Origin of the sequence: Lacticaseibacillus salsurivasis (assembly GCF_036246225.1) — a bacterium.
In the GTDB taxonomy this organism is placed as follows: domain Bacteria; phylum Bacillota; class Bacilli; order Lactobacillales; family Lactobacillaceae; genus Lacticaseibacillus; species Lacticaseibacillus salsurivasis.
This window is the reverse complement of record NZ_BTTP01000030.1, coordinates 1-9183: the sequence shown is the minus strand read 5'-3', so window position 1 is coordinate 9183 and position 9183 is coordinate 1. Positions and strand designations below refer to the sequence as shown.

Here is a 9183-nt window from a genome sequence, read left to right as displayed (position 1 = left end):
GCTGGTCTCCCTTTGTGAGTAGAGCGCAAACCAGCCACGCCTTGATCTCTGACGATGCGATACCAAGAATTAACCTGGCTGGGAGAGATACCGAAATGAGCCGCAGTTTGCGCACGACTTACTTGATATGTATGCACATACTCTACCACGGCAATCTTGAATGCTTGAGAGTATTCAACTTTTGTATGCTTAACTTTCAGAGATTCGAGACCATGAGCTCTAGCTTGATTGACCCAGGTTTGAATGTTAGCGCGCGAAGGAATACCATATTGAACGCTGAGCTCTTTGTAACCAACACCGCCTTTCAAGTATTCAGAAACCACTTTTGCCTTTAATTCGTTACTATATTTGGTCACAAGAAATGCCCCACAATCGTTAGACCTCTTGTCTAACAATTGTAGGGCACTTCATGACGCGGTCCGTGCTTTTCACCGGTATTGCTGAATAACAGGCTTAAAATTATTTTCAAGATCGGGTCTCTCGAAAGACCGGAGTAGGACTTTTTTGTGCAAAAGAGGCCGCGTTTCTTGATCACAGTTTTGAGGCTGGCTTGCGCTGATGAAATGTTTTTTTACATGATTTTAATTGCGCACAATTCAATGAAAACCATTGCTGATACTGAACTGTTTAATTGTTATATAAAATACAATGAAAATTATTTGCATTAATTAAATGTTATGTGTTATTTTAGACCTAGTTTCATACCATCGTTTCCCAGCTTCTGTTTTTATACATCAGGGGAAATGTTTGGCGAATAGTCTTGCTTTGCGCTGGGAAAAGGGTGACAATCGTTCACTGGGGGAACGTCATCATTTTTTGGGAGTGTTTACGATGAAACGCAAGGATATTACTGGCCAAAAATTTGGCCGCTTAACGGTGATGCGCTATGAAGGCGCCGCCAAGAATGGCAATGCCACTTGGCTTTGTCAATGTGATTGTGGGCAGCGGACCATTGTTGATGGTTACCGGCTGCGTAAAGGGGCCACGACCAGTTGCGGTTGCTACCGGCGGGAAGTGATGCGCGAAGCGATTCGCAAAAACCCGAAGACCGCAGCCAAAATTGGCCAAAAGAATCAATTTGCCGCCACGGAAGGCGTCAATTTGAATGCGACGTTAACCGTGCGCTCGACCAATCAAAGCGGCGTCACTGGCGTCAGCTTTGATCAACAGTCCGGCAAATGGAATGCGCGTCTGTTCTTCAAGGGCCAGCTGGTGCTGAACCGGACGTACTGTTCTTTTGGTGAGGCGGTCACAGCGCGCCAGCGGGCGGAACGGCAATACTTAATGCCGCTACTGAAACGGGTGCAAACGCCTGAAGCAATATCTTTGATGGAGCTGTTGGAAGCGTAAGTCTCAGCCTGATGGTTCATCAGGCTTTTTTTTTACGGCAAAAATCTGTACAATAGCAACAAAATCATGGCCAGTGGTGGCCAAGGAGGCAGCAAGGTGAAACACTCTAGTCGCACCATCAGTTTGATGGGGATCTTTGGCGCCTTGATTATTTTGCAGGCGTACATTCCCATGGTGGGTTACATCCGCATCTTTCCAGCGTGGCCGGCGATATCGACCATTCATTTGACGGTTATTTTAGGCGGGGTGTTGCTCGGCATTCCAGGCGGCGCCGGCCTCGGGCTCTTGTGGGGTGTGATTAGCTTGATCAAGGCGTACACGTCAGCCACCGACCCGATGACGCTGTTGCTGTTTCAAAATCCGATTATCGCGATCGTGCCGCGGGTGATGGTGGGGATTGTCGCGGCGGCAGTGTTTAATCTGATTGCGCCCAAGGTCAAAACCGGGTTGGGGGCAACGGTCAAACTCGTTGCTGCTGGTATTCTCGGGGCGCTCACCAACACTGGGCTCGTGATTGTGTTCACCTGGCTCTTTTTCGCCAGCCGGGCCACGCAGGTCGTGGCTGGCGCTGACTCTGCCAACTTGGGCCTGCTCTTGATGGCGGCGTTTGGCATCAATGCCATTGCTGAAGCCGCCATGGCCGGCATCGTCACGCCAATCTTGGGCCGGGTTCTCCTGGCGGTGCAAGCCCGCAGAAGATAAAACAAGCCCCTGAATCGCTGGGATTCAGGGGCTTTGTTGGACAATCAATCAAGTTTGACGATGGCTTTTTGTAAGGATTTCGTTTCGGTGGTGACCGTTTCGAGGTTAGCCGACACGATTTCGGCTTGCTGGCTCAGGGAACTGGTGTATTGCATCAATCGAGTCAACGCCGCTTCAACCGCTTTGTGATCACTGGGGTCATTGCTGACGGTCTTGAAGAAAGTCGTTTCGGCAGTGGTCAACTCGTCGTAGTAGGTGACGAAGGTTTTATGATCCAGATGGGCAAGCTTCAAGCTGTTCAAGGCGTCAGACAGGCGCTGCTGCGGGAGCTTGCTACCTTGCGCATTGATTTTAGTCAACGTGGTGTTGGCTTGCTCGATTTTGTTTTGGCTGGCTTCGAGCTTCTTGTAGGTTGCTTCGCGCTTGCTGATGAGCGCTGCCACCGGGCCTTCGCTGCTAAAGTCCTGATTGGGATCTTTGGTATAGGCGGCTTCGAAGGTGGAAGGAAAGGCGCCGGCATCGGCATCCAACTCGTTCATCAAAGTTGTCTTTTTGCTGACCTGAGTCAAAATGGTTTGGGCCGCATCGTTCAATTGTGTTTTTTGGTCAAATACCGCCGTTGAGCACCCAGCCAGCAGTAGCAGGCTGGCAATGACCAAGCCAATTTTTTTCATCGCATGCGCCCCCTTATCTTCCTATATCCTAGCCGATTAAGCCCCAGAATGCTAGTCATTGACAGAGAAGGCAGTGGAGCAAGGCCGCTTTTGGCCGGATGAGTAGCCTAGCACCACGCATTGCCAGCGCCCTTTGCTGGCGAGGCGTGGCGCGTAGCTAATCACTCCGGCGTTGGCCTTGCGCAGCGCGACTAAGAAAGGCAGCGGAGCAAGGCCGCTTTTGGCCGGATGAGTAGCCTTTCTGTCGTATGTCAGCCTGTACGCGCTATGCGCTCCGGGCTGATCAAGCGACACCAGCCACTTCCTCATGCCGGCGCCACTTGAGTCTGCTACAATAGGCATGAGGTGATTTTATGGATGATCAAACACTGCTAGAACTAGCGGCTTTGACCCTTCAAGGGCGCGCCGACCATGGCCAGGCTTATTTGGCTGAGCAATTGCGGATTTCTGTGGCGCAAGTTTACGCCGGCGATGCCGCGCTGACGACGCACCAGCGGGAGAAATTACGTTATTTATTCACCGACTATGAATGGATGCTGGCGCAAAAGATGACCTTAAGTGAAGACGGTGGTCGGCCAGCATGGCGGTTTCAGGCGGCCAAGGCGACCATCGCGACGGCGTGGTTGCAAGCGCCAGAAGTCGAAACAGAACTGAAGAAGACTACTTTGGCGAGTGGGCAAACCGAGGCCCACTTACAAATTCGCCTTGACTATGGCAGCCATGGTCTCGCTGATATTCTGGACTTTGTGGTACCCAATCCTGAACTAAAACAACTACAAACCAAGCAACTGACGCTGCTGGAATTTGCCCAAAAGCAGCTGCCAGCCCCGCAAACGGAGGACTAGTATGCCAAAACGCCGCAAGAAGCATTTGCCAGCAATGATCACAGGAATATTGGCGGTGTTTTTTGTGGCGGTTGGCGTGGTGGCTTGTCACCGCTTGACCTTGACCGATACCCCGACCAAGCCAGCAGTTGATGAACACCGCGTTTTTATCAAACGCATCGCGCCTTATGCGCAGGAGATGCAGCGGCAGTATTCTGTCATGGCCAGCATCACTTTGGCCCAGGCTATTCTGGAATCCGACTGGGGCCAGTCGACGCTGGCCAGTGACTACCATAATCTGTTTGGGGTCAAAGGCACCGATCCTAGCACCAGTCGCGAGTTAGCCACGAAAGAATATGTGAATGGTAAGTGGATTACGGTGAAAGCTCGGTTTCGGGTTTACGCCAATGACGAGGCCTCCATTAAAGACCATGCGTTGCTACTGGTGTATGGCACCAAATGGAATGCCCATTTGTATGATCCGGTGCGCCAAGCGACTGATTACCAAACTGCGGCCAAGGCGCTCCAAACCGCAGGCTATGCCACGGATCCCACCTACGCCAACAAATTGATTCAGATTATTGAGACTTATAATTTGACGCAATATGACCAATGACGAATAATCCGCACGCTTTTGACCGAAAATAACGCTTCACTTGAGCAAACCCGAATAATCGGGTTTTTATTTTGTCTGCGTTTATGCTGGGGTATGCCTTACGTAAGCCTTTCACGGTGCGCTTAACCCGCCTTAGGGCCGTGCTCATTACCGAACGGAAAATCCACATAATCCCCCGAATTCAAATTGTGACTGCCGGGATTTTATGGTAAACTTTGTGAAACTAAATTGCAGAAAAGGATGGGGAGTAAACGTGAAACTTCTTGAAGACCGAATCAGACAGGATGGTCAAGTGTTAGGAGCTGATGTGCTGAAGGTGGACAGCTTCTTGAATCATCAAGTAGATCCGGATTTGATGACAGCGTTGGGCGAAGAATTTTATCGTCGGTTTCAAGGAGTGCCCATCACGAAGATTTTGACCGTCGAAAGCTCTGGCATTGCGCCGGCGCTGGCGACTGGGATGGCATTTCACAAGCCAGTGGTGTTTGCGCGTAAGCACAAGAGTTTGACGCTCAAAGACCATCTGTACACTGCCGAAGTGTATTCCTTCACTAAGAAAACCGCCAATACCATCGCGATTGCAGAAAAATTCCTCACCGCGGACGATCATGTGCTGGTGATTGATGACTTCTTAGCCAACGGTCAGGCGGTTGAAGGCTTGCTCGACATTATCCAGCAGGCCGGCGCGACGTTGGAAGGTGTTGGGGTGGTGATCGAGAAGCGGTTCCAAAAAGGCCGCAAGTTGCTGGATGACCGGCATATTCACACGGAAGCTTTGGCCAGCATCGCTGCCTTTGAAAATGGCCAAGTGGTGTTCAGCCCAGATGAAAAGGAGCAGGCCTAATGAAGCAGCAAGATGTTTCCGCCCCGAAAGCGGCGGTTCTAGGCTTGCAGCACCTGCTGGCGATGTATTCCGGGTCGGTACTGGTGCCGATTCTGATTGGGACGGCGCTGCATTTTTCCAGCGAGCAAATGACTTATCTGGTGTCCATTGATATTTTCATGTGTGGTTTGGCCACGGCGCTGCAAGTCTTTGCCAACAAATTCTTCGGCATCGGCCTGCCAGTGGTTTTAGGTTGTGCCGTGCAAGCCGTAACGCCGCTGATTGCCATCGGCCAAAAATTCGACATTCAAACCATGTATGGGGCCATCATCGCCGCCGGGTTGTTTGTCTTTTTGATCAGCGGTTTGTTCGCCAAATTGCGGCGCCTGTTCCCGCCGCTGGTGACCGGGACGTTGATCACCGTGATTGGCCTGTCACTGATTCCCGTGGCGTTCCAGAACCTAGGCGGGGGCAACACCGCCGCTAAGGATTATGGGAGCATGGCTAACTTGGCCGTGGGCGCATTCACGGTACTGTTGATTTTGGCCTTTAACGTTTGGGGCCGCGGCTTCATTCGTTCGATTGCCATTTTGATTGGGATGGTCGGCGGTTCAGTTTTGGCCGGCCTGATGGGGATGATTTCCTTCCAGCCGGTGATCGAAGCTTCCTGGTTTCATGTGCCGACGCCGTTTTACTTCGGGGTGCCGCACTTTGAATGGAGCTCGATTCTGACGATGATTTTGATTTCGCTGGTTTCGATGGTGGAGTCCACTGGGGTGTTCTTCGCCTTAGGGGATGTTGTTGGTCGCAAAATCGAAAGCCAAGACCTGAAAAAAGGATACCGCGCCGAAGGGCTAGCGGTGCTGTTAGGCGGCATTTTTAATACCTTCCCCTATACCACCTTTTCGCAGAACGTGGGCTTGGTTCAGTTGTCCGGTATCAAAACACGCAAGCCGGTGATGTTCTCAGCGCTGTTTTTGGTGCTGTTGGGGCTGCTGCCGAAAATCGGTGCGCTGGCGACCATTATTCCTAACCCCGTATTAGGCGGGGCGATGCTGGTGATGTTCGGTATGGTAGCGGTGCAAGGGATTCGCATGCTGCAGCAAGTGGACTTCCATAATGATAAGAATCTGCTGGTTTCGGCGATTTCGATTGGTTTGGGCTTGGGCGTGACGGTCCAACCGGAAATTGTCCAATTCCTACCGAAGACTTTGCAGCTGCTGTTCTCATCAGGCATTTTGCTGGCTAGCATTTCGGCGGTGGGGTTGAACCTGTTGTTTAACGCCAAAAAGCCGCAACCAGAGTTAGATGAACAAGATGGACTGAATGAAACTGATCAGAAAGAAGGCAGGCCGTGACTGCATTTATCGAACCGGGTGCCGGGGTCGGCATCATTGGCGGGGGGCCGCTGGGTTACGCCCTCGCCCAAACGGCGAAAAATCTGGGGATGCACGCCATTGTGTTGGCCCCCAGTGAAGATGATATTGCGCTGACCGCAGCGGATATGCCACTGGTGGGATCAGCGGATGACGCTGACGCCTTGGCGCGGCTCGCTTCGGTGTCCACCATCGTGACTTACGCGAATGAAAACGTGGATGGCGATGCCTTGGCGGAGTTGACCACGAAGACGCAATTACCGTCGGGCACGGATATTTTGACCGTGACCCAGGATCGCTATTTGGAAATGGTGTTCTTGGATGATCAAAACATCAACATCCTGCCTTACGCGCAGGTCGTGGGTCCCAATGACATCAGCAAGGCGATTGAAAGCGTCGGCTTCCCAGCGATTTTGAAGCCAATCCAAAAAGATATGGGCGCCGATCAACAGTTGCTGTTGAATGGTCCCGAAGATGTGGCCAATGCGCAGCAATTGTTGCAGCAGCGGCCGTATGTCTTGGAGGCTTGGCTGGCGCATCCTGTCGAGTTTGCGGTGGCCGCCGCCAAAAGCGGGGACACCGTGCAGGTCATGCCACCAGTGCAAACGGTGGTTGATGGCCGCAGCTTGCAGGCGGCGTTTGTGCCCACCACAGCTGGCCCAGAAGTCACGCAGGAGCTGATCCGCGTGACCAAGGTGATTGCGGAGCATTTGGATTACACCGGGGCGTTTGGCGTGGAATTCTTCATGACTGAAAGTCAAAGCCTCTACGTGAAGCGGATTTATCCGGCGCCACAAGTCAACACCGCGGTGCTCGCCACCACGGCCGGCATCAGTCCGGTCGAAATGCATCTACGGGCGCTGCTCGGCTGGCCGCTGCCCGTGGTGTCGCTACTGCGGCCAGGGTTCCTGGTGCCGCTAGCGACGACGCAAAAAGCGGCGGCGATGACCCAGGTGCAGATCAAACCCGATTGGCACTTTGAATTCTATCCGGTGGGCAGCGCTCAGCTCGGTGCCATGACCATTTTCCATCCGGCTGCCGAAGCGGTAGCCGCCTTGAACGCGACTGACCATTTTCACTTGTCACTGAATAAGGAGGAGTAACATGATCGACCGTTATAGCCGGCCAGCAATGGCGCAAGTGTGGACTGAAGAGAACCGTTACCGCAATTGGCTGGAAGTCGAAATTCTGGCGGCCGAAGCCTGGGCTCAGCTGGGGGAAATTCCTGCCGCAGATGTCAAAGCCTTGCGGGCCAATGCGAAGTTCGATGTAGACCGCATTCACGAGATTGAAGCCGTGACCCGCCATGATGTGGTGGCCTTCACGCGCAATGTGTCAGAATCCCTCGGTCCTGAGAAAAAATGGGTGCACTTTGGCCTCACCAGTACCGATGTGGTGGACACGGCGCAAGGCGCAGTGTTGAAACAGGCGGATGAAATTCTCCGCGCCGACATCCAGACACTGACTGAACTGATCGGCCAGCGCGCCAAGGAATTCAAGCACACCGTGATGATGGGGCGCACTCACGGCGTTCACGCCGAACCCACGACTTTTGGGCTCGTGCTGGCCACCTGGTACTCCGAAATGAAGCGCAATGCCAAGCGCTTTGACGATGCCGCTGCAGATGTGGAAGCGGGCAAGATTTCTGGCGCGGTGGGCACTTTTGCCAACACCCCGCCAGCGGTTGAAGCCTACGTCTGCGAACACCTAGGCATCCGCGCCCAGGAAATCTCCACTCAGGTCTTGCCGCGTGACTTGCACGCGCATTACATCCAAACTTTGGGCCTGATTGCGACCTCTTTGGAACGCTTTGCCTTGGAAATTCGGCACCTGCAGCGCACCGAAGTCCATGAAGTGGAAGAACACTTCAACGCCGGCCAAAAAGGCAGCTCCGCCATGCCGCACAAGCGCAACCCCATCAGCTCTGAAAACGTCACGGGCTTGGCCCGGATTATCCGCGGCTATGCCACCCCAGCTTTGGAAGATGTGCCGCTTTGGCATGAACGCGACATCTCCCACAGCTCGGCGGAGCGCGTGATGCTGCCAGATGCCACCGGTTTGCTGGACTATATTCTGCACCGCTTCACCAATATTCTGGCTAACCTGGACGTCTTCCCAGACACCATGAAAGCAAACATGCAAAAAGCGCATGGCCTGATTTACAGCCAGCGCGTGATGCTTAAGTTGATTGAAACTGGCATGAGCCGGGAACAAGCCTATGACCTCGTGCAGCCAAAAACCGCGCAAGCCTGGGACGAACACCGCGACTTCCGCACGCTCTTGGAAGCTGACCCCGCCGTCACAGACCGCCTCAGCGCGGCCGCCTTGGATGACGCTTTTGACTACCATTACCACCTGAAGCACGTCGATGAAATCTTCGACCGCATTGGCTTGGGCGATTAAATCTTAAATGATCGGCAACTGTTCTTGTGTCAGCAAGAATGGCTGCCGATTTTTGATTCTTAAGCTGGGTTGGCGGAATGTTAATCGACAGAGTAGCCGACGATATTCAAGTTGAGTTCTGGTAGCGCTGAAACGAGGCTGAAAGCGGTCAGGTGAATGGTTCAGTTTACCGCCAAGGTAGGCAAGGACCACCGAAGCAGGCAGGGGCTCAGTGGTGAAATTGTTCTTAGCCAACTTGTTGGCTTAGAACAAGCCGCGACTTGAAGACTCGCAAAGCGAGGCTCCAAGTGCACTTGGCCCTGTCAAGTTGACAGATGAAATAATATAAAGTTTTGTCTGTTTCTAAACGGCTTCACTCCAGTATTCATCAGGGGTGAGGCCGTTTCTTTGTGCTGAGCGATTGTGGTGATTGAAG

General features: G+C 52.9%; 10 protein-coding genes. 8 read left to right on the top strand and 2 right to left on the bottom strand.

Annotation, left to right across the window (positions count from 1 at the left end; all coding sequences use genetic code 11):
* On the bottom strand, nucleotides 1–356 hold a 356-nt coding region (locus tag AAA927_RS12615; protein WP_338218126.1), incomplete at its 3' end, for a helix-turn-helix domain-containing protein.
* Between the two features lie 475 nt (nucleotides 357–831).
* On the opposite strand from AAA927_RS12615, the gene AAA927_RS12610 reads away from it, so the two are divergent.
* The gene (locus AAA927_RS12610; protein WP_191987472.1) at nucleotides 832–1350 is read left to right on the top strand and encodes an alcohol dehydrogenase; all 519 of its coding nucleotides are present in this window, start codon (nucleotides 832–834) and stop codon (nucleotides 1348–1350) included.
* Nucleotides 1351–1476: 126 nt separating this feature from the next.
* Nucleotides 1477–2052: an ECF transporter S component gene (locus tag AAA927_RS12605; protein ID WP_435891533.1), complete on the top strand. Its 576-nt coding sequence runs from the start codon at nucleotides 1477–1479 to the stop codon at nucleotides 2050–2052.
* A gap of 44 nt (nucleotides 2053–2096) precedes the next feature.
* Here the strand turns inward: AAA927_RS12605 and AAA927_RS12600 are convergent, their stop codons facing one another.
* Nucleotides 2097–2726: a hypothetical protein gene (locus AAA927_RS12600; protein WP_338218124.1), complete on the bottom strand. Its 630-nt coding sequence runs from the start codon at nucleotides 2724–2726 to the stop codon at nucleotides 2097–2099.
* A gap of 353 nt (nucleotides 2727–3079) precedes the next feature.
* Between AAA927_RS12600 and AAA927_RS12595 the strand changes: the two genes are divergently transcribed.
* The 6 genes from AAA927_RS12595 to purB all read left to right on the top strand — a co-directional run bounded on the left by AAA927_RS12595 (nucleotide 3080) and on the right by purB (nucleotide 8768).
* The gene (locus AAA927_RS12595; protein WP_338218123.1) at nucleotides 3080–3571 is read left to right on the top strand and encodes a hypothetical protein; all 492 of its coding nucleotides are present in this window, start codon (nucleotides 3080–3082) and stop codon (nucleotides 3569–3571) included.
* A gap of 1 nt (nucleotide 3572) precedes the next feature.
* Nucleotides 3573–4166 carry a glycoside hydrolase family 73 protein gene (locus tag AAA927_RS12590; protein ID WP_338218122.1) on the top strand — a complete coding sequence of 198 codons (594 nt, stop codon included), beginning with the start codon at nucleotides 3573–3575 and terminating at the stop codon, nucleotides 4164–4166.
* Between the two features lie 253 nt (nucleotides 4167–4419).
* Nucleotides 4420–5010 carry a xanthine phosphoribosyltransferase gene (locus tag AAA927_RS12585; protein WP_125581527.1) on the top strand — a complete coding sequence of 197 codons (591 nt, stop codon included), beginning with the start codon at nucleotides 4420–4422 and terminating at the stop codon, nucleotides 5008–5010.
* Nucleotides 5010–6347, top strand: a complete 1338-nt coding sequence (locus AAA927_RS12580) for a nucleobase:cation symporter-2 family protein (RefSeq protein WP_338218121.1) — start codon at nucleotides 5010–5012, stop codon at nucleotides 6345–6347. The genes AAA927_RS12585 and AAA927_RS12580 overlap by 1 nt, the downstream gene beginning before the upstream one ends.
* Complete coding sequence (locus AAA927_RS12575; protein WP_338218120.1) at nucleotides 6344–7468, top strand: ATP-grasp domain-containing protein; 1125 nt, start codon at nucleotides 6344–6346, stop codon at nucleotides 7466–7468. Before AAA927_RS12580 ends, AAA927_RS12575 begins: the two co-directional genes overlap by 4 nt.
* Nucleotide 7469: 1 nt before the next feature.
* A complete protein-coding gene (gene purB, locus AAA927_RS12570) occupies nucleotides 7470–8768 on the top strand; it encodes an adenylosuccinate lyase (protein ID WP_338218119.1) in 1299 nt (432 codons plus the stop codon).
* Nucleotides 8769–9183: the final 415 nt, after the last annotated feature.

Bases quoted from the DNA above. Each gene is read 5' to 3' on its own strand.
- AAA927_RS12610 (WP_191987472.1), top strand. From the start codon at position 832: ATGAAACGCAAGGATATTACTGGCCAAAAATTTGGCCGCTTAACGGTG.
- AAA927_RS12605 (WP_435891533.1), top strand. From the start codon at position 1,477: ATGGGGATCTTTGGCGCCTTGATTATTTTGCAGGCGTACATTCCCATG.
- AAA927_RS12600 (WP_338218124.1), bottom strand. From the start codon at position 2,726: ATGAAAAAAATTGGCTTGGTCATTGCCAGCCTGCTACTGCTGGCTGGG.
- AAA927_RS12595 (WP_338218123.1), top strand. From the start codon at position 3,080: ATGGATGATCAAACACTGCTAGAACTAGCGGCTTTGACCCTTCAAGGG.
- AAA927_RS12590 (WP_338218122.1), top strand. From the start codon at position 3,573: ATGCCAAAACGCCGCAAGAAGCATTTGCCAGCAATGATCACAGGAATA.
- AAA927_RS12580 (WP_338218121.1), top strand. From the start codon at position 5,010: ATGAAGCAGCAAGATGTTTCCGCCCCGAAAGCGGCGGTTCTAGGCTTG.
- purB (WP_338218119.1), top strand. From the start codon at position 7,470: ATGATCGACCGTTATAGCCGGCCAGCAATGGCGCAAGTGTGGACTGAA.